The sequence below is a fragment of the Streptomyces sp. NRRL S-244 genome, from assembly GCF_000717915.1.
Taxonomy (GTDB): Bacteria; Actinomycetota; Actinomycetes; order Streptomycetales; family Streptomycetaceae; genus Streptomyces.
In genome coordinates, this window is the sequence record NZ_JOCX01000011.1 from 62,500 (window position 1) to 81,112 (window position 18,613).

The following is an 18,613-nucleotide window of genomic DNA, read 5'->3' on the forward strand; positions in this document are numbered from 1 at the left end:
CATCCCCCCGACAGCCGGGCGTCGCACGACGCCCGGCTGTCGTGTCCTACCGTCCGAGATGATCTTCGTGAGAAAGAGGAGTGTTCACCTCAGTGACCCCACGCAGCACCGTACGACGGCTCCAGGCCGTCGGCGCCGCCGTCGCGATGGCCGCCGGCACCCTCGTCGCCACCGCGCCCGCCGCCCAGGCGGCCCACTGCACCACCCCGCGGCTCGCGGGCGGCTGGTACGGGGACAACCAGGCCCGGCTCCAGCAGCTGATCGACGCGTACGGGAAGTGCAACCCGTACCGGCCCAGCCGCACCAAGCCCGTCGCCGTCTTCGACTGGGACAACACCGTCGTCAAGAACGACGTGGGCGACGCCCAGATGTACTGGCTGCTGCGGAACGGCAAGATCCGCCAGCCCGCCGCCGGGGACTGGACCGCCACCAGCCGCTACCTCACCCCGGCCGCCGCCCGGGCCCTCGCCGACGCCTGCGGCGCCCTCGCCCGCCCCGGCGCCCCGCTGCCCACCGGCACACCCGCCGGCGCGGGCTGCGCCGACGAACTCGCCGCCGTCTACGGAAAGGCCGCGACCCGCTCCGGCGCCGCCGCCTTCGCCGGCTGGGACCACCGCACCATCGAGCCCGCGTACGCCTGGCTGCCCCAGCTGATGCAGGGCTGGACCGCCCGCGAGGTCCGCGGCTTCGCGGCCGCCGCCCGCACCGAGAACCTGGCCGCGCCCGTCGGCGCCACGCAGCAGGTCGGCACCGGCACGGTCACCGGCTGGGTCCGCTACTACGACCAGCAGAAGGACCTCATCGGCGGCCTGCAGAAGGCCGGCTTCGACGTCTGGATCAGCTCGGCCTCGCCGCAGCCGGTCGTCGAGGTCTGGGCCAAGGGGGTCGGCGTCGCCGCGGACCACGTCATCGGCATCCGCAACACGACCACGTCCGGCGGGAAGCTCACCGCGCACCTGCAGGGCTGCGGGTCGGTGAAGGACGGCGCCGACACGATGATCACGTACATCGACGGCAAGCGCTGCTGGATCAACCAGGAGGTCTTCGGCGTGCGGGGCGCGGCCGCCGAGAAGGTGCAGCCGGCCGCCCGCCGCCAGGTGTTCGCCGCCGGCGACTCCGACACCGACGTCACGTTCCTGCGGGACGCGACCGCGCTGCGGCTCGTGGTGAACCGGAACAAGAACGAGCTGATGTGCCGCGCGTACGACGACAGCGACGGCAAGTGGATCGTGAACCCGATGTTCATCGAGCCGAAGAAGCAGAAGACCACCCCGTACCCGTGCTCGACCACGGGCTACGTCGACCACGACGGTACGGCGGGCCCCGTCCGCCGGGGCGACACGAGCGTCGTCCCCGACCAGACGGACCGCGTGTACCAGGCCGGCTAGAGGAAGGTGCGGCCCTCGCCCCGGTAGGTCGGGACGGTGGCGCTCACCCGGTCGCCCTCGATGAGGTGCAACGCGTCGAAGCGCTCGCACAGTTCGCCCGCCTTGGCGTGACGGAACCAGACCCGGTCGCCGATCAGCAGGTCGTCGGCCGGGCTGCCGAGCAGCGGTGTCTGCACCTCTCCGGCCCCCTCCTGGGGGTCGTAGCGCAGCCCCTGCGGGAGGTACGGGACCGGGAGCCGGTCCGGTCCGGCCGCGCCGGAGGCGGGGTACCCGCCGCCGAGGACGGTGACCACGCCGACGCCGGGCCTGCGGACCACCGGCTGGGCGAAGAGCGCCGCCGGGCGGCCGCGGAAGGACGTGTAGTTGTCGAACAGCCGCGGTACGTAGAGCCCGGAGCCGGCGGCGATCTCCGTGACCGCGTCCTCGGCGGCGGTCTGCTGGACGCTGCCGGTGCCGCCGCCGTTGACGAACTCCAGGTCCGGGACGACCGCGCGGACGGCCCGTACGGCCTCGGCGCGGCGGGCCGCGAGCTCCTTGCGGGCGGCGGCCTGCATGAGCCGGATGGCGCGGGAGCGGAAGGGGCGCCCGGCGAGGGAGTCTCCGACGCCGGCGACGTGGCCCTCGTAGCCCATGAGCCCGACGACGCGGAAGCCGGGACGGGCGCAGACGGCACGGGCGAGGTCGGCGAGCCGGGAGGGCTCGCGGAGCGGGGAACGGCGGGCGCCGACGCGGATCCTGCCGCCGAGGAGGTGGAGGGCGGTGTCGAGTTCGAGGCAGACGCGGATCTCCTGCTTTCCGCCGTCGCGGGACCCGTCGATCAGCTCCAGCTGGGCGGGGTCGTCGACCATGACGGTGACGGCAGCGGCCAGTTTGGGGTCGCCGGCGAGCTCGGCGAAGCCGGTGCGGTCGGCGGAGGGGTAGGCGAGGAGCACGTCCTCGAAACCCGAGCGGGCCAGCCAGATCGACTCGGCGAGGGTGTACGACATGATGCCGGCGAACCCGGGCCGCGCGAGGACCCGTTCGAGGAGCGCGCGGCAGCGGACGGACTTGCTGGCGACGCGGATCGGCTTGCCGGCCGCGCGGCGGACCAGGTCGTCGGCATTGGCGTCGAACGCGGCGAGATCGACGATGGCCAGGGGCGCGTCGAGGTGCGCGGTGGCCCGGTCGTAACGGGCCCTGTCTCCACTGGCGGGAAGATTCATGGGCGGCAGCCTGCCAGATGGTTCTACCCGTGGGTAGGGGTGTGCGGCCGGGGCCGCGCGGTCGTACCCCGCACCGGAGCACGGGCCGCCCGGGCAGACCCTCGCCGCGTCCGGGCCCGCGGTGGGGGCGCCACGGGCGCGTAGAGTACGGGGTGGCAGCCGGACGGAACGGGGGGCGGAGCCGCCGGATGAGTGCGTCTACACCGCAGACCGCGGTCCTGGCCGAGCCCGTGGCCGAATCCGGACCGGGAGGGCGCGGGGCCGGACGCGGCGTTGCCGTCGTGGTGTGCGCGGTGCTCGGGGTCGGTCTCCTCGGCGGGGCCGGGGTCAGCGGATGGGTCGAACAGCGCGACGCCCAGCGGCCCTTGGCCGCCGACGCCGCCTACCGCAAGGCCGCATCGATCTGGCGCGCGACTCCCGTGGACAGTCTGTTCCCGCCCGTCCTCGACGGCGCCGACTCCGGGCCCGGCGGGGCCGACCGGACCTGGACCCGGGTCGCGCTCGCGCCCGACTCCGACTGTGGACCCGCGCTCGCCGCCGACTGGCAGGCGGCCCTCGCCGCCACCGGCTGCACCCGGGTCCTGCGCGCCACGTACACAGACTCCACCCGCAGCTCCCTCGTCACCGTCGGCATGGTCTTCACCCCGGCCGACGCGGCGGGGATGGAGACGCTGCGGGGACGCCTCCCGGCCCCGCCCGGCTACGGCTTCGCCGACAGCCAGCGCGCCGCCTGGACCGCGTCCGTGGTTCCGCAGGCCCCCGTCGTCGTCTACACCGTCTCCGCGTTCACCGACGGCCGCACGCCGGGCGCCCCCCGCCCCGCCGGGGACATGATGCGCAAGGACGCCACCGGAGCCGTCGCCCAAGCCGGCCTCGGCCACGCGGCCAAGGCCGTCGCCGACCGGACGGAGCGCACCGTGCGCGCCCTGGCCGCGCCCCCCGCCCCCTCGGACACCTCCCGGTGAGCCGGGGCAGGGCCCGCGCCGTCCTCGTGCTCGGGGTGCTGCTCGTCGGTGCCGCTGCGGCGCCGGCCGCGGCCGACGGCATCCGGGACCGGCAGTGGGGGCTCACCGCGTTGCGGGCCGAGGAGGCCTGGGGGACCACCCGGGGCGCCGGGGTCACCGTCGCCGTCCTCGACACCGGGGTCGACGCCACCCACCCCGACCTGGCCGGGCAGGTCCTCGACGGGGCCGATCTGATCGGGATGGGCGCCGGGCGCGGCGACCGCTCCTGGGCCCGGCACGGCACCGCCATGGCCGGGATCATCGCCGGGCACGGCCACGGCGGCAACCGCCGCCAAGGCGTACTCGGCATCGCCCCGCAGGCCAAGATCCTCCCCGTCCGGGTGATCCTCGAAGAGGGCGACCCCGGCCGGGCCAAGGCCCGCGAGAGCAAGGGCGGCGCGCTCGCCGAGGGCATCCGCTGGGCCGCCGACCACGGCGCGAACGTCATCAACCTCTCCCTCGGCGACGACAGCGACTCCGCCCACCACGAGGCCGCCGAGGACGAGGCCGTCCAGTACGCCCTCGCCAAGGGCGTGGTCGTCGTCGCCTCCGCGGGCAACGGCGGCCGGCAGGGCGACCACGCCTCCTACCCGGCGGCCTACCCCGGGGTCATCGCCGTCACCGCCGTCGACCGCGGCGGCCAGAAGGCCGCCTTCTCCACCAGCAACTGGTACGCCACCGTCAGCGCCCCCGGCGTGGACGTCGTCATCGCCGACCCCGACCGCTCCTACTACGAGGGCTGGGGGACCAGCGCCGCCTCGGCCTTCGTCTCCGGCGCCGCGGCCCTCGTCAAGGCCGCCCACCCGGACCTGTCCCCGGCGCAGATCAAGAGGCTGCTGGAGGACACCGCCTCGGACGCCCCGCCCGGCGGCCGCGACGACTCCCGCGGCCACGGTCTCGTGGACCCCGTCGCCGCCCTCCAGGCCGCCGGGGCACTGCGCGCCGAGCCGCCGGTCCCCACACCCGTCGCGGCCGCGCAGCCGTACTTCGGCCCCGGCCCCGAGCCGGTCCGGGCCGGGGCCGGGCGCGGCGGCCGCCTCGGGGCACCGGCGGCCGCGGCCGCCGGGCTGGTGCTGCTCGTCCTGGCCGCCGTACTGGCCCGGCGCCCGCGCGGCGCCCGGCGGGACCGGAACCAGGAGCGGGACCAGGAGCGGGATAGGGTCGGGTAACTGTGGCGAACAAAAACATTCCCGACCCCGGCTTCTCCGACGACGACGGCTCCGCCGACCCCCGGCTGAGCGCGGCCCTGGCCGCCTGGTCCGCGGACCGGACGAAGGAGCCGCAGGTGCTGGCCGCCCTCAAGGGCGCCCGGCTGCTGGTCCCGGTCGTCGCCGTGCTCGGCGAGGTCGAGACCGACCCGGAGACCGGCCTGAAGCGCGAGAAGACCAGCGACATGGCCGTCCCGACCCTGCGGGCGGGGGACCGGCGGGCACTGCCCGCGTTCACCTCGATCGCCTCGCTGGCCCTCTGGGACCCGGCCGCCCGCCCGGTCGCCGTCCCGCTGCACCAGGCCCTGGCCGCCGCCGCGCACGAGAAGGCCGACACCGTGGTCCTGGACCTGGCCGGCCCCGTCACCTACCAGCTCACCGGCTCCGCGCTGCTCGCGCTGGCCGAGGGCCGCACCGACGCCGGCCCGCTGGCCGACCCCGCGGTGCGGGAGGCCGTACGGGCCGCCGTGTCCGCGGAGCCGGCCGTGCTCCGCGCCCACCTCGGGCCGGGCGGGGCGGACGCCGACGGCACGCTCGCGATCGTGCTGGCCGCGGGGGCGCGGGGGGCGGGGGACCACGCCGCGGCCCGCCGCGTCGCCGAGGCCCTGGCCGCCGACGAGACCCTGCGGGCCCGCCTCGTGCACGGGCTGGACCTGGCCCTGCTCCCGCAGGAGGCCCCGGCCCCGCCCGGCGAGCCGCTCTTCACCCGCTGAGCCGCGACGTACGGGACGCGGCATGCAGGAAGGGCCGGGGCATCGCCCCGGCCCTTCCGCGTGAGGTGCGGTCGGCTCAGCCGAAGACCGGGCCCGTGAACTTCTCGCCCGGACCCTGGCCCGGCTCGTCGGGCACGATCGAGGCCTCGCGGAAGGCGAGCTGAAGCGACTTCAGGCCGTCGCGCAGCGGGGCCGCGTGGAAGGAGCTGATCTCCGTGGCGCTCGCCGTGACCAGGCCGGCCAGGGCCGTGATCAGCTTGCGGGCCTCGTCGAGGTCCTTGTGCTCGGAGTCCGGCTTGTCCAGGCCCAGGTTGACCGCCGCGGCGCTCAGCAGGTGCACGGCCACCGTGGTGATCACCTCGACGGCGGGCACGTCCGCGATGTCGCGGGTCATGGCGTCGTAGTCGGGAGCGTCCGGCGTGCTGTCGGCCTCGGTGGCGGGGGTGGGGGTCGCGTCAGTCATGCCTCACACGATAAGCCGGGCCGCGCACGCCGCCGACCGGGCCCCGGGCCGGGACGGGGCGGACGCCGCCGGGTGAGCGGACCCGGCGCGGAATGCTATATTGGGCTGACGACCGGCCGGAGACGCATGTCCCCGGCCCACAAGTGGAGGCTCCGCTCTCCCACCCGACCACCCTCCGGGGCGGCGGGTCACCGGTCAGGTGGCATCCATCGTTCCGTACGGACGATGGAAAGCTGCCCGAGTCTGCGCCCCGCGATCGCATGCGGCGGTGCTCCGGTTGTATTGGAGCCCCTGCCTGTGCCCGGCGGGGCATTTTTCATGTTCCGCCGCGGTTGGTCTGACGACATCAGACGTCAGCGGCTGTCTGCCAGACAGCCGTGTGGTGCTACCGAGGAGGATCCATCAGCACCGAGCCCCGCATCAACGACCGGATTCGCGTTCCCGAGGTACGACTCGTCGGTCCCAGCGGTGAGCAGGTCGGCATCGTGCCGCTTGCCAAGGCCCTTGAGCTGGCGCAGGAGTACGACCTCGACCTGGTCGAGGTCGCGGCGTCCGCACGCCCGCCGGTCTGCAAGCTCATGGACTACGGCAAGTTCAAGTACGAGTCGGCCATGAAGGCCCGTGAGGCGCGCAAGAACCAGGCGCACACGGTCATCAAGGAAATGAAGCTCCGGCCGAAGATCGACCCGCACGACTATGACACCAAGAAGGGTCACGTCGTTCGGTTCCTCAAGCAGGGCGACAAGGTCAAGATCACGATCATGTTCCGTGGTCGCGAGCAGTCCCGGCCGGAACTCGGCTACCGACTGCTGCAGCGCCTCGCTTCGGACGTCGAGGACCTCGGGTTCATCGAGTCGAACCCGAAGCAGGACGGCCGCAACATGATCATGGTCCTCGGTCCGCACAAGAAGAAGACCGAGGCGATGGCCGAAGCCCGCGAGGCGCAGGCCGCCCGCAAGGCCGAGCGCCAGGGTGTCGCCGCCGACGAGGCTCCTTCCGAGGAAGCCGCCGTCGAGGAGGGCACCGAGGTCGTCTCTGCCGACGCCGAGGTCGAAGCCGAGGCTGAGGCCGAGGCCGACGTCACCGAGGCCGCCTCTCCCGAGGCACCGGCCGAGGCCTGATCCCGAGGCAGCCCGTCTCGGATCACCGACACAACATGACGCTCCCGGGCGCCGGTCCCTCCCCGGACCGGCGGGGGCGCCACCGACGAGGAGATAACGGCGCTATGCCGAAGAACAAGACGCACAGCGGTACCAAGAAGCGCTTCAAGATCACCGGCTCCGGCAAGGTGCTCCGTGAGCGTGCCGGTAAGCGCCACCTGCTCGAGCACAAGTCGTCCCGTGTCACCCGCCGCCTCACCGGCACCGCGGAGATGGCCCCCGGCGACGCCGCGAAGATCAAGAAGCTTCTCGGCAAGTGACGCCCCTCCGCTCCCCCTGCCGGGAGCGGACGGCGTCGAGACCGGGACCCCATCGAATTCGGGCCGTGTGAAGACACCCACGGCCCCGCTACAAGGAGTTAAAAAGTGGCACGCGTCAAGCGGGCAGTAAACGCCCACAAGAAGCGCCGGGCGATCCTCGAGGCGGCCTCCGGCTACCGCGGTCAGCGTTCGCGCCTGTACCGCAAGGCCAAGGAGCAGGTCACCCACTCGCTGGTCTACAACTTCAACGACCGCAAGAAGCGCAAGGGCGACTTCCGTCAGCTGTGGATCCAGCGCATCAACGCCGCTGCCCGCCAGAACGGCATGACGTACAACCGCCTCATCCAGGGTCTGAAGGCCGCCAACATCGAGGTGGACCGCAAGATCCTCGCGGAGCTGGCCGTCAACGACGCCAACGCGTTCGCCGCGCTCGTCGAGGTTGCGCAGAAGGCGCTTCCGGCCGACGTCAACGCCCCGAAGGTCGCCGCCTGAGCGGCAAGCCCTCGAAGGCTGCAGTAACTTGCCCGGACCCGCAGGCCTCGTGCCTGCGGGTCCGGTGCGTTGATCACCGAGTTCGACTGAGTTCCACCCGCTGTACGTACGGAAGCGAGCCGACCGCCATGGGCACCCCCGCCGAGCTGATCTCCCCCCGATCCCCGCGGGTGGCCGCCGCCAGGCGACTGGCGCGGCGCAACTTCCGCACCAAGGAGCGCCGGTTCATCGCCGAGGGCCCGCAGGCCGTCCGCGAGGCCGTCGAGCACCGCGGTGCGGGCGGTGCGTCGACCCTGATCGAGCTGTTCGCGACCGTCGAGGCCGCCGAGCGCTACACCGGGATCATCGAGGCGGCGCTGGCCGCCGGCACGCGCGTCCACTACGCCTCCGACGAGGTGCTCGCCGAGGTCTCGCAGACCGTCACCCCGCAGGGGATCGTCGGCGTCTGCCACTTCCTCGACTCGCCCTTCGAGGAGATCCTCAAGGCCGAGCCGAAGCTGGTCGCCGTCCTCGCCCACGTCCGCGACCCCGGGAACGCCGGCACCGTACTGCGCTGCGCCGACGCCGCCGGCGCGGACGCGGTCGTGCTGACCGACGCCTCCGTGGACCTGTACAACCCGAAGTCCGTACGGGCCTCCGTGGGCTCCCTCTTCCACCTGCCGGTGGCGGTCGGCGTCCCCGTGGAGCAGGCCGTCGAGGGGCTCCGGGCGGCCGGCGTGCGGATCCTGGCCGCCGACGGGGCCGGCGAGGACGACCTGGACGCCGAGCTCGACGCGGGCACCATGGGCACCCCCTCGGCCTGGGTCTTCGGCAACGAGGCGTGGGGCCTGCCCGAGGAGACCCGGGCGCTCGCCGACGCCGTCGTACGCGTTCCGATCCACGGCAAGGCCGAGAGCCTGAACCTCGCGACGGCCGCCGCGGTGTGCCTCTACGCGTCCGCGCGTGCACAGCGGGCTCCCGGAGGGTGCCGCTCCGTGACCCCCAGCTAGTAATGTGGCGGCCCGGGGGGCCCACTGCGCTACTCGGAGATGTGGGGTACGGGGACATGACCGTCGGTACGAACAGCTCGCCAGGGGCCGTGACGGCGTCCGGGACGCCGTCCCTGGCGGCCGTCCCCGCACAGGGCCCGGGCCGCGCCGGTCCGGCCGCACCCGCGCCGTGCGAACCCCGCGAACCCGGCGAACCCCGGGAAACGTGTGATCCGGCCGGGATCCCGGAGTTCGCGGCGCTCGGGATCGACCCCGACGACCTCCCCGACGGGCTCGTCGTCGCCGACGACACCGGCCGGGTGATCTGCTTCAACTCCGCCGCCGCCCGGATCACCGCGCTGGCCCCCGGCGAGGCGCTCGGCGTACGCATCGACCGGGCGCTGCCGCTGGAGGACCTCGACGGCCGCCGCTGGTGGGCGCTGACCGATCCGTACGGGGGCCTCGCCACCCGGCGCGGCCAGCCCGAGCGCAACCTCCTGCTGCCCGGCGGCCGCGAGGTGCTCGTCTCCGCCCGGTACGTGCGCACCCACCCCACCGGCCCGCTGCGCCGCCTCGTCGTCACCCTGCGCGGCACCGAGGCCCGCCGCCGCACCGAGCGCAGCCACGCCGAGCTGATCGCCACCGTCGCGCACGAGCTGCGCTCGCCGCTGACCTCCGTCAAGGGGTTCACCGCGACCCTGCTGGCCAAGTGGGAGCGGTTCACCGACGACCAGAAGCGGCTGATGCTGGAGACCGTCGACGCCGACGCGAACCGCGTCACCCGCCTCATCGCCGAGCTCCTGGACATCTCCCGCATCGACTCCGGCCGCCTGGAGGTGCGCCGCCAGCCGGTGGACATCGCCACCGCCGTGGGCCGCCACGTCCAGGCGCTCACTGCGAACGGCCAGGCACCCGACCGGTTCCTCGTACGGGTCAGCTGCTCGCTCCCCGATCTGTGGGCCGATCCGGACAAGATCGACCAGATCCTCGGCAACCTCCTCGAAAATGCGGTGCGGCACGGCGAGGGAACGGTCACCATCGACGTATCGCCGACCAGCCTGACGAACGCCGCGGGCAAGACCGAGAAGGGCACCGCCGTCACCGTGACCGATGAGGGCCCCGGGATCCCCGAGGAGTCGATGGGCCGCGTCTTCACCCGCTTCTGGCGGGGCAGCAAGCGCGGCGGCACCGGCCTGGGCCTGTACATCGTCAAGGGCATCGTCGAGGCCCACGGCGGCACCATCACGGTCGGCCGCGGTCCCGGCGGCGGCGCCGAATTCCGATTTATCCTGCCCGTGGGGGCGCCGGCCTACCTCACGCAGTAACCCTGCGGAGGGTCTCGCCAGGCGGCCCACGGGCTCCTTCACCCCCAGCGACCTTTAGACTCGTCCTTTGGCACCTTTGTGTCCTTGTGCCGAGCGCGCCCTGCGTGTCGCGCGGGGGACCCACCAGCCAGCCATCGGAAGTACGGGAAGAGATGTCGGCACCGAACAAGTCGTACGACCCTGTCGAGGTCGAGGCACTGAAACCGGAAGAGATCGAGCGCATGCGGGACGAGGCGCTCGCCGCCTTCGCGGCCGCCGGCGACCTCGACGCGCTGCGCGAGGCGAAGACCGCGCACATGGGCGACCGCTCGCCCCTGGCGCTCGCCAACCGCGAGATCGGCGCACTGCCCCCCCAGGCCAAGGCCACGGCGGGCAAGCTCGTGGGCCAGGCCCGCGGCGCCGTGAACAAGGCCTTCGGGGCCCGCACGGTCGAGCTCGAAGCGGAGCGCGACGAGCGGGTGCTGGTCGAGGAGGCGGTGGACGTCACGCTGCCCTACGACCGCGTACCCGCCGGTGCCCGGCACCCCCTGACCACGCTGATGGACCGCATCGCGGACGTCTTCACGGCCATGGGCTACGAGGTGGCCGAGGGCCCCGAGGTCGAGGCGGAGTGGTTCAACTTCGACGCCCTCAACTTCACGCCCGACCACCCGGCGCGCCAGATGCAGGACACGTTCTTCGTCCAGGGCCCCAAGGGCACCGAGGGCGACGAGTCCGGCGTCGTGCTGCGCACCCACACCTCCCCGGTGCAGGCGCGCTCGCTGCTCGACCGGGAGCCGCCCGTGTACGTGGTGTGCCCGGGCCGGGTGTTCCGCACCGACGAGCTCGACGCGACGCACACCCCGGTTTTCCACCAGGTCGAGCTGCTCGCCGTGGACGAGGGCCTGACCATGGCCGACCTCAAGGGCACCCTGGACCACATGGTCCAGGCGCTCTTCGGCAAGGACATGACCACCCGGCTGCGCCCGAACTTCTTCCCGTTCACCGAGCCGTCCGCCGAGATGGACATGCAGTGCTACGTGTGCCGCGGCGAGTCGGTGGGCAACCCCGACCGCCCGTGCCGCACCTGCTCCAGCGAGGGCTGGATCGAGCTCGGCGGCTGCGGAATGGTCAACCCCAAGGTGCTCATCGCCTGCGGTGTGGACCCCGAGAAGTACAGCGGGTTCGCCTTCGGGTTCGGCATCGAGCGGATGCTGATGTTCCGCCACAACGTCGAAGACATGCGAGACATGGTCGAGGGTGACGTCCGGTTCACCCGGCCGTTCGGGATGGAGATCTGATGCGGGTCCCGCTTTCTTGGCTGCGGGAGTACGTCGACCTGCCTGCGGGCGAGACCGGTCGTGACGTGCAGGCCAAGCTCGTAGACGCCGGCCTCGAGGTCGAGAGGGTCGAGCAGCTCGGCGCCGGCCTGAAGGGCCCGCTGGTCGTCGGCCAGGTGCTGACCATCGAGGAGCTCGAGGGCTTCCGCAAGCCGATCCGTTTCTGCACGGTCGACGTCGGCCAGGCCAACGGCACCGGCGAGCCGCAGGAGATCGTCTGCGGCGCCCGGAACTTCGCCGTCGGCGACAAGGTCGTCGTGGTCCTGCCCGGCGCGGTCCTGCCCGGCGACTTCGCGATCGCCTCGCGCAAGACGTACGGCCGCACCTCGCACGGCATGATCTGCTCCGGCGACGAGCTGGGCATGGGCGACGACGGCACGCACGGCATCATCGTGCTCCCCCCGGAGCACGAGGTCGGCACCGACGCGATCGAGCTGCTCCAGCTCGTCGACGAGGTCCTCGACATCGCCGTCACCCCGGACCGCGGCTACTGCCTGTCCCTGCGCGGCGTGGCCCGCGAGACCGCCACCGCGTACGGCCTGCCGCTGCGCGACCCGGCGCTGCTCGACGTGCCCGCGCCGAACTCGTACGGCTACCTGGTCAAGATCGACGACCCGGCCGGCTGCGACCGCTTCACCGCCCGTACGGTGACCGGCCTCGACCCCGAGGCGAAGTCCCCGATCTGGCTCACGCGGCGCCTGCAGAAGGCCGGCATGCGCCCGATCTCGCTCGCCGTCGACGTCACCAACTACGTGATGCTCGAACTCGGCCAGCCGCTGCACGCCTACGACCGCTCCCGCCTGGACGGCGCCATCGGCGTGCGCCGCGCCGAGCAGGGCGAGAAGTTCACCACCCTCGACGGGGTCAAGCGCACGCTCGACGCCGAGGACCTGGTGATCACCGACAACAGCGGGCCGATCGGCCTCGCCGGCGTCATGGGCGGTGCCAACACCGAGATCGCCGACTCCGTGACCGACCCCGAGACCGGCATCGTCTCGGGCACCACGGACGTCGTCATCGAGGCCGCGCACTTCGACGCCCTGACGATCTCGCGCAGCGCCCGCCGCCACAAGCTCGCCTCCGAGGCCTCCAAGCGCTTCGAGCGCGGCGTCGACCCGCAGGCGGCCTCCGCGGCCGCGCAGCGGACCGTCGACCTGCTCGTGCTGCTCGCGGGCGGCACCGCCGAGGCCGGCGTCACCGAGCTCACCGCCCCGGGCGCCCCGCGCACCATCGCGATGCGCGCGGACCACCCGGACCGGGTCGCGGGCATGGACTACGGCCGCGAGACCGTCGTCCGCCGCCTCCAGGAGGTCGGCTGCGACGTCTACGGGCAGGACGAGCTCGTCGTCACCGTCCCGTCGTGGCGGCCCGACCTCGCCGAGCCCAACGACCTCGCCGAAGAGGTCATCCGGCTGGAGGGCTACGGGAACCTCCCGTCGACCCTGCCGAAGCTGCCCTCCGGCCGCGGTCTGACCGCCCGGCAGCAGCTGCACCGCCGGGTCGGCCGCGCGCTGGCCGGCGCGGGCTACGTCGAGGCGCTCAGCTACCCGTTCGTCGGCGAGGGCGTCTTCGACCAGCTCCAGCTGCCCGCGCACGACGCGGCCCGCCAGGTGGTCAGGCTGGTCAACCCGCTCTCCGACGAGGAGCCGGCGCTGCGCACCACGCTGCTGCCGGGCCTGCTGGGCGCGCTGCGCCGCAACGACAGCCGGGGCAGCCACGACCTCGCCCTCTTCGAGACGGGCTCGGTCTTCCGGGCCGGCCCGCAGCCGGGCGTCGCCGTACGGCTGCCCGTCGACCGGCGTCCCACGGCCGAGGAGATCGCCACGCTGAACGCCGCCCTGCCGGCCCAGCCGCGGTACGCCGCGGTCGTGCTGGCCGGTGCGCGCGAGCAGGCCGGCTGGTGGGGCAAGGGCCACCCGGCCGACTGGGCGGACGCGGTGCAGGCCGCGCGCTCGCTGGCCGCCGAGGCCGGCGTGAAGCTCGTCGTGCGCCAGGGCCAGTACGGGCCGTGGCACCCGGGCCGGTGCGCCGAGCTGCTCGTCACCCTGAACGGGGTGGAGACGGTCATCGGCCACGCCGGTGAGCTGCACCCGCGCGTGGTCAAGGCGATGGGCCTGCCGGCCCGCACCAGCGCCATGGAGCTCGACCTGGACCGCCTCGCGGCGGCCGGCGGCGGGGCCGTGGAGGCGCCCCGGATCTCCACCTTCCCGGTGGCGACCCAGGACGTCGCGCTGATCGTCGACGCGTCGGTCCCGGCGGCCGACGTCGAGGCCGCGCTGCGCAAGGGCGCCGGCGAACTGCTGGAGTCCCTGCGGCTGTTCGACGTGTTCACCGGTGAGCAGGTCGGCGCGGGCAAGAAGTCCCTGGCGTACGCGCTGCGCTTCCGCGCGGCCGACCGCACGCTGACCGCCGAGGAGTCCACGGCCGCGCGCGACGCGGCGGTGGCGCTGGCCGGCGAGCGCACGGGCGCGGTGCTGCGCGGGGCGTAACCGCTGCGTGGCCTGATGCCCAAGGGGCGTATCCGGTGGTCCGGATGCGCCCCTTGCGCGTGGGCGGGCGTCGGGGGACCCCAGCTCACTCAATGGGGTGAGAACGCCGGTGACCCGTGTCCATGGATGCGGCGGGTCGACAGAATCGTTGCGGCCGAGGGGAGGCCGTAACGATGATCACGTGTCGGGAGATGCCCCAGGTGCGTCGGGCGTGCGTCCTCGCATGGGGCGGCGCCGCGGTGTCCTGGGAGCTGACCACCCCGGGGCCGCTCGGCGCCGGCCTGGCCAGCTGCGCGGCGTTCCTGTTACTGGCCGCCGGATGTGCGCTGCACATCCGGCACGGGCTGATGGCGGAGCTGCGGCGCTCGCAGGAGATCGCGGGCGCGGCGCAGCGGGCCCTGCTCCGGCCTCTGCCGGGGCGGATCGAGGGCCTGACGGTGGCGGCGGCGCAGCTGTCGGCGAGCCGGGGTGCCGCGGTGGGCGGCGACCTGTACGAGGCCGTGCCGACGGCGTACGGGGTGCGGGTGGTGATCGGGGACGTACGGGGGCACGGGCTGCCGGCGCTGGGCGCGGCGGCGGCGGTGCTCGGTGCCTTCCGGGAGGCGGCGTACGACGAACCCGCGCTGGGCGGGGTGCTGGTGCGGATGGAAAGGGCCCTGGCCCGGCACGTGCGGGACCGGCCGTGGCCGGAGCAGGCGCCGGCGGGCGCTGCGGATACGGAGTCCGGCCCGTCGGAGGAGTTCGTGACGGTGCTGCTGCTCCAGATCGCGGAGGACGGCTCCGTGCTGGCCCTGAACTGCGGTCACCCGTGGCCGTACCTCCTGCGCGAGCCGCAGCCGCTGGAGCCCTGCGGGGCCTCTCCCCGCACCGCCCTTTCACCCCTTTCACCGTTTCCCGGGCCCTGCCCGGACCCGCGCCCCGAACGCCGGCACGTTCAGCCCCGGCGGCGTTCGAGGCGCGGGGTCTGGGGCGGAGCCCCGGTTCCGGGAAGGGGCGGGGTGGGGAACGGCTCCGCGCGGCGGCGTCGGGACGTGCAGCCGCTCGACGGGGGTGAGACGTTCCCGCCGCTCGGGGTGGTGCCCGTACGGCCGGACCTCAAGCCGCAGGACTGCGGGCGACTGTGGCCCGGCGACGTCCTGTTCCTGCACACCGACGGCGCCGAGGACGCCCGCGACGCCGCAGGGCGGTTCTTCCCCCTGCGCGGCGTGCTCGCGGAGCTGGCCTCCCGGCAGGCGGACACGCCCGCGCGGCTGGTGGCGGGCGTGCACGCCGCACTGCTGCGGCACACCGGCGGGCAACTCACCGACGACGTCGCCCTGCTGGTGCTGCGCAGCGACCGCGGCGACCGCGGCTGCTGACACGGGGACCGCACACCGGGCCCGGTGGGAGGGCCCGGCGCGCGTTCCACGACCCCTGCCGGGGCCCGGCGACCAACCGGGCGCCGGCGGAGCCGGAGCGCGCCGCCCGCCTGCCATGGAGTGTCGGGCAGACAGCAAGGCGGGCGGCGCGGTGCGGGTCGTCGCACTGTACGAGGGGGAGCCGACGACCCGAGCTGCCTCTTTGGCGAGGCTCTTAAGTGAACCGCTCCTAGGGCTCGTTGCGGCAGGGTGCGTATCGCATTTATGCGCGTACTCGGTTCGCACCCCGTGTGAACCGCGCACCCACTAGCCTGAGACCGAAGAGCCCTTGGAGGGGCCCATGCAGCCCAATGCCCTTCTCGACGCCCTCCTCGCCGAGGCGGGCATGTCCCATGCCGGACTCGCGGCGCACGTCAACCAGGCGGGCCGCACCCGCGGACTCGCCCTGCGCTATGAACACACCGCCGTCACCCGGTGGTTGAGGGGCCAGCGGCCGCGCGGCCAGGTGCCCGACCTGATCTGCGAGGTGCTCGGCGGCCGGCTCCGGCGCCCGGTGTCGCTGGACGACGTCGGGTTCGGCGTACCGGGCCAGCCCGTCTCCCCGCACGGCTCTCCGCTCAGCGGCTTCGTCGACCGGGCCGCCGCCCTGTGGCGCTCCGACGAGCAGGGCCGCGTCCAGCTGCTCAGCGCCGAGGCCGTCACCGGGACGCCGGCCGTGATCCCGGTCTGGGAGTGGGAGAACCCGCCCGAGGACGCCGACGTCTCCCGCGACGGGCCGAACCGGATCGGCCCGGAGCACATCGAGATCCTGCGGGCCGCCCGCGCGCACTACGAGCTGATGTACCGCCGGGCCGGCGGGGTGGTCACCCGGGCCCGGATCGTCCGCTTCCTCGGCAGTGAGACCGCGCCGATGCTGCGCGGCAGCTACCCCGACGGGCTCGGCCGCCAGCTGCACCGGGCCACCGGGTCCCTGGTGGCGGTGGCCGGGATCTGCGCGTACGACTCGGACGCCCACGGGCTGGCCCAGCGCTACTTCCACCAGGCGCTGCGGCTCGCCAAGGCCAGCGGGGACCGGGGGCTCGGCGCCTACGTCATCGCGCTGATCGTCAACCAGTCCCTGCACCTGCGGGAGCACCGCCAGGCCGTCGCCTTCGCCGAGGCCGCGCTGCGCGCCGCGGGCCGGCACACCACCCCGGCCCTGGCCGCCGACCTGTACGCCATGCAGGCCAAGGCGTACGCCCAACTCGGGGACACCGCCGCCGCGCTGGCCTGCATCCGGAATGCCGAGGCGGCCGCCGAGCGGATCCGGCCCGGCACGGAGCCGGACGAGACGGGGTACGTACAGCCCGGGCTGGTCAACGTACAGGTGGCCGAGGCGCTGCTCAGCCTGGGTGACCTGCACGCCGCCCACGAGCAGGCGACGGCGGCGGTCGGGACGCCGGCGCACGACCGAGGGCGGGTCCACCGGCTGGCGATGCTGTGCGAGATCCAGCTGCGCCAGGGCGAGGCGGACCGGGCGGTGGCGGCCGCCGCCGAGATGGCCGAGCGGGCCAAGGGCATGGAGTCGCTGCGACTGCGGGACCGGCTGCGGGCGGTCCGCGAACAGCTGCTGACCAGCGGATGTTCCGGCGCGGAAGAGACCGCGCAGTTGATCGACGGGGCGCTGCGCGTTCCCCTCTGAGCGCGCGAACTGCTGCCATGTTGCCACCTACTCGAACGGAAGGTGGCACAACCGTGCAGTGGACGAACCTGAGTGAGCAGACCGTGTACAAGAACCGCTGGTTCGACGTGAATCTCGCCGATGTGGAACTTCCCGACGGCCGGCACCTGGACCACTTCGTGATCCGGCTGCGGCCGGTCGCCGTCGCCACGGCCGTCAACGAGGCCAACGAGGTGCTGCTGCTGTGGCGGCACCGGTTCATCACCGACAGCTGGGGCTGGGAACTGCCCGCGGGCGTGGTCGAGGACGGCGAGGACATCGCGGCGGCCGCGGCCCGGGAGATGGAGGAGGAGTCGGGCTGGCGGCCCGGGCCCCTCCACCACCTGATGACCGTCGAGCCGGCCAACGGACTGACCGACGCCCGCCACCACCTCTACTGGGCGGACGGGGCGACGTACATCGGACACCCCGAGGACGACTTCGAGTCATCACGCCGCGAGTGGGTGCCGCTGAAACTCGTGCCGGACATGATCGCGCGCGGCGAGATCCCGGCCGCCAACATGGCGGCCGGGCTGCTGCTCCTGCACCATCTGCGGCTCGGCTGACCGCGCCGGCCGCAGGTCCCGGTCCTGCGGGATCAGCCGTACGGGTAGAAGCCCGAGCCGGTCTTGCGGCCGAGGCGGCCGGCGTCGACCATCCGCTGGAGCAGCGGGGGAGCGGCGTACAGCGGCTCCTTGTACTCCGCGTACATCGAGTCGGCGATCGAGGCGATCGTGTCCAGGCCGATCAGGTCGGAGAGCTTGAGCGGACCCATCGGGTGGGCGCAGCCCAGCTCCATGCCGTTGTCGATGTCCTCGCGGCTCGCGATGCCGGACTCGAACATCCGGATGGCCGACAGCAGGTAGGGGACCAGGAGCGCGTTGACGACGAAGCCCGACCGGTCCTGGGCGCGGATCGCGTGCTTGCCCAGGACCTTCCCCACCAGGGCCTCGGCCCGCTTGATGGTCTCCTCGCTCGTGGTCAGCGCCGGGATCAGCTCGACGAGCTGCTGCACCGGGGCCGGGTTGAAGAAGTGGATGCCGATGACCTGGTCCGGCCGCGAGGTCGTGACGGCCAGCTTGACCAGCGGGATCGAGGAGGTGTTGGAGGCGAGGATCGCGTCCGGGCGGGTGATCACCTGGTCGAGGACCTGGAAGATCTCCGTCTTGACCTGCTCGTTCTCGACGACGGCCTCGATGACGAGGTCGCGGTCGGCGAACTCGCCGAGATCGGTGGTGAAGGTGAGGCGGGCCAGGGTGGCGTCCCGCTCCTCCTCGCTGATCTTGCCGCGTTCGGCGGCCTTGGTCAGGGAGTTGTGCAGCCGGGTGCGCCCGATCTCCAGGGCCTCGCCGGTGGTCTCGGCGACCTTCACCTCGAGGCCGCTGCGGGCGCACACCTCGGCGATGCCCGCGCCCATCTGGCCACAGCCCACTACGCCGACTCGGGTGATGTCGGAAGGGAGGTCAGTCACTTCGTGCCTTTCGCAGCTCATCCGTCGGCGGGTCCCCCGTGCTGCCCAGTGTCACTGCGCTCCGGCGCCCGCCACGCCCCACGACGTTACCCCC

Annotated in this window: 17 protein-coding genes; 14 read left to right on the forward strand and 3 right to left on the reverse strand. The window is 73.6% G+C overall.

Annotated elements, in window-relative coordinates:
- Positions 1-92 precede the first annotated feature (92 nt).
- On the forward strand, positions 93-1,388 hold the full coding sequence (locus IF02_RS0115490; RefSeq protein WP_030157237.1) for a haloacid dehalogenase-like hydrolase: 1,296 nt from the start codon (positions 93-95) through the stop codon (positions 1,386-1,388).
- Here the strand turns inward: IF02_RS0115490 and IF02_RS0115495 are convergent.
- The gene (locus IF02_RS0115495; protein WP_030157239.1) at positions 1,385-2,590 is read right to left on the reverse strand and encodes an amino acid deaminase/aldolase; all 1,206 of its coding nucleotides are present in this window, start codon (positions 2,588-2,590) and stop codon (positions 1,385-1,387) included. The two genes, IF02_RS0115490 and IF02_RS0115495, sit on opposite strands and share 4 nt — an antisense overlap.
- Positions 2,591-2,778: 188 nt before the next feature.
- On the opposite strand from IF02_RS0115495, the gene IF02_RS0115500 reads away from it, so the two are divergent.
- The 3 genes from IF02_RS0115500 to IF02_RS0115510 are packed head-to-tail and all read left to right on the forward strand — an operon-like array spanning position 2,779 to position 5,515.
- Positions 2,779-3,555: a hypothetical protein gene (locus tag IF02_RS0115500; protein WP_078622109.1), complete on the forward strand. Its 777-nt coding sequence runs from the start codon at positions 2,779-2,781 to the stop codon at positions 3,553-3,555.
- Complete coding sequence (mycP, locus tag IF02_RS0115505) at positions 3,552-4,763, forward strand: type VII secretion-associated serine protease mycosin (RefSeq protein WP_037836362.1); 1,212 nt, start codon at positions 3,552-3,554, stop codon at positions 4,761-4,763. The genes IF02_RS0115500 and mycP overlap by 4 nt, the downstream gene beginning before the upstream one ends.
- A gap of 2 nt (positions 4,764-4,765) precedes the next feature.
- The gene (locus tag IF02_RS0115510; protein ID WP_030157244.1) at positions 4,766-5,515 is read left to right on the forward strand and encodes an SseB family protein; all 750 of its coding nucleotides are present in this window, start codon (positions 4,766-4,768) and stop codon (positions 5,513-5,515) included.
- A gap of 76 nt (positions 5,516-5,591) precedes the next feature.
- Here IF02_RS0115510 and IF02_RS0115515 read toward each other — a convergent pair whose 3' ends face one another.
- Positions 5,592-5,978 carry a DUF1844 domain-containing protein gene (locus IF02_RS0115515; protein WP_030157246.1) on the reverse strand — a complete coding sequence of 129 codons (387 nt, stop codon included), beginning with the start codon at positions 5,976-5,978 and terminating at the stop codon, positions 5,592-5,594.
- A 377-nt stretch (positions 5,979-6,355) separates the two neighbouring features.
- Here IF02_RS0115515 and infC point away from each other — a divergent pair, with 377 nt between their 5' ends.
- The 10 genes from infC to IF02_RS0115565 all read left to right on the forward strand — a co-directional run bounded on the left by infC (position 6,356) and on the right by IF02_RS0115565 (position 17,614).
- Complete coding sequence (infC, locus tag IF02_RS0115520; RefSeq protein ID WP_030157247.1) at positions 6,356-7,099, forward strand: translation initiation factor IF-3; 744 nt, start codon at positions 6,356-6,358, stop codon at positions 7,097-7,099.
- Positions 7,100-7,203: 104 nt separating this feature from the next.
- Complete coding sequence (gene rpmI / locus IF02_RS0115525; protein ID WP_030157249.1) at positions 7,204-7,398, forward strand: 50S ribosomal protein L35; 195 nt, start codon at positions 7,204-7,206, stop codon at positions 7,396-7,398.
- Positions 7,399-7,503: 105 nt separating this feature from the next.
- Positions 7,504-7,890: a 50S ribosomal protein L20 gene (gene rplT / locus IF02_RS0115530; protein WP_030157251.1), complete on the forward strand. Its 387-nt coding sequence runs from the start codon at positions 7,504-7,506 to the stop codon at positions 7,888-7,890.
- A gap of 128 nt (positions 7,891-8,018) precedes the next feature.
- Positions 8,019-8,879, forward strand: coding sequence for a TrmH family RNA methyltransferase (locus IF02_RS0115535; protein WP_030157252.1), 861 nt, complete (start codon positions 8,019-8,021; stop codon positions 8,877-8,879).
- A 56-nt stretch (positions 8,880-8,935) separates the two neighbouring features.
- Positions 8,936-10,183, forward strand: coding sequence for a sensor histidine kinase (locus IF02_RS0115540; RefSeq protein ID WP_078622128.1), 1,248 nt, complete (start codon positions 8,936-8,938; stop codon positions 10,181-10,183).
- Positions 10,184-10,335: 152 nt separating this feature from the next.
- Entirely contained in the window at positions 10,336-11,463 is a 1,128-nt protein-coding gene (pheS, locus tag IF02_RS0115545) for a phenylalanine--tRNA ligase subunit alpha (protein WP_030157256.1), read from the forward strand.
- Positions 11,463-13,991 (forward strand): phenylalanine--tRNA ligase subunit beta, encoded by a 2,529-nt coding sequence (gene pheT, locus IF02_RS0115550; protein WP_030157257.1) that lies wholly within the window; start codon positions 11,463-11,465, stop codon positions 13,989-13,991. The genes pheS and pheT overlap by 1 nt, the downstream gene beginning before the upstream one ends.
- A gap of 191 nt (positions 13,992-14,182) precedes the next feature.
- Positions 14,183-15,349, forward strand: a complete 1,167-nt coding sequence (locus tag IF02_RS35515; RefSeq protein ID WP_051696239.1) for a PP2C family protein-serine/threonine phosphatase — start codon at positions 14,183-14,185, stop codon at positions 15,347-15,349.
- Positions 15,350-15,689: 340 nt separating this feature from the next.
- Positions 15,690-17,030: a hypothetical protein gene (locus tag IF02_RS0115560; protein ID WP_030157260.1), complete on the forward strand. Its 1,341-nt coding sequence runs from the start codon at positions 15,690-15,692 to the stop codon at positions 17,028-17,030.
- 53 nt (positions 17,031-17,083) lie between these two features.
- Positions 17,084-17,614, forward strand: coding sequence for an NUDIX hydrolase (locus IF02_RS0115565; RefSeq protein WP_030157262.1), 531 nt, complete (start codon positions 17,084-17,086; stop codon positions 17,612-17,614).
- A gap of 32 nt (positions 17,615-17,646) precedes the next feature.
- Here the strand turns inward: IF02_RS0115565 and IF02_RS0115570 are convergent, their stop codons facing one another.
- Positions 17,647-18,540 (reverse strand): 3-hydroxybutyryl-CoA dehydrogenase, encoded by an 894-nt coding sequence (locus tag IF02_RS0115570; protein WP_078622110.1) that lies wholly within the window; start codon positions 18,538-18,540, stop codon positions 17,647-17,649.
- Positions 18,541-18,613: the final 73 nt, after the last annotated feature.

What these genes read in the sequence shown, in the direction of transcription:
- IF02_RS35515 (WP_051696239.1), top strand. Translation starts at nt 14,183, where the DNA reads ATGCCCCAGGTGCGTCGGGCGTGCGTCCTCGCATGGGGCGGCGCCGCG.
- IF02_RS0115535 (WP_030157252.1), top strand. Translation starts at nt 8,019, where the DNA reads ATGGGCACCCCCGCCGAGCTGATCTCCCCCCGATCCCCGCGGGTGGCC.
- IF02_RS0115560 (WP_030157260.1), top strand. Translation starts at nt 15,690, where the DNA reads ATGCAGCCCAATGCCCTTCTCGACGCCCTCCTCGCCGAGGCGGGCATG.
- pheT (WP_030157257.1), top strand. Translation starts at nt 11,463, where the DNA reads ATGCGGGTCCCGCTTTCTTGGCTGCGGGAGTACGTCGACCTGCCTGCG.
- IF02_RS0115540 (WP_078622128.1), top strand. Translation starts at nt 8,936, where the DNA reads ATGACCGTCGGTACGAACAGCTCGCCAGGGGCCGTGACGGCGTCCGGG.
- IF02_RS0115495 (WP_030157239.1), bottom strand. Translation starts at nt 2,590, where the DNA reads ATGAATCTTCCCGCCAGTGGAGACAGGGCCCGTTACGACCGGGCCACC.
- rpmI (WP_030157249.1), top strand. Translation starts at nt 7,204, where the DNA reads ATGCCGAAGAACAAGACGCACAGCGGTACCAAGAAGCGCTTCAAGATC.
- IF02_RS0115570 (WP_078622110.1), bottom strand. Translation starts at nt 18,540, where the DNA reads ATGAGCTGCGAAAGGCACGAAGTGACTGACCTCCCTTCCGACATCACC.
- IF02_RS0115515 (WP_030157246.1), bottom strand. Translation starts at nt 5,978, where the DNA reads ATGACTGACGCGACCCCCACCCCCGCCACCGAGGCCGACAGCACGCCG.
- pheS (WP_030157256.1), top strand. Translation starts at nt 10,336, where the DNA reads ATGTCGGCACCGAACAAGTCGTACGACCCTGTCGAGGTCGAGGCACTG.
- IF02_RS0115500 (WP_078622109.1), top strand. Translation starts at nt 2,779, where the DNA reads ATGAGTGCGTCTACACCGCAGACCGCGGTCCTGGCCGAGCCCGTGGCC.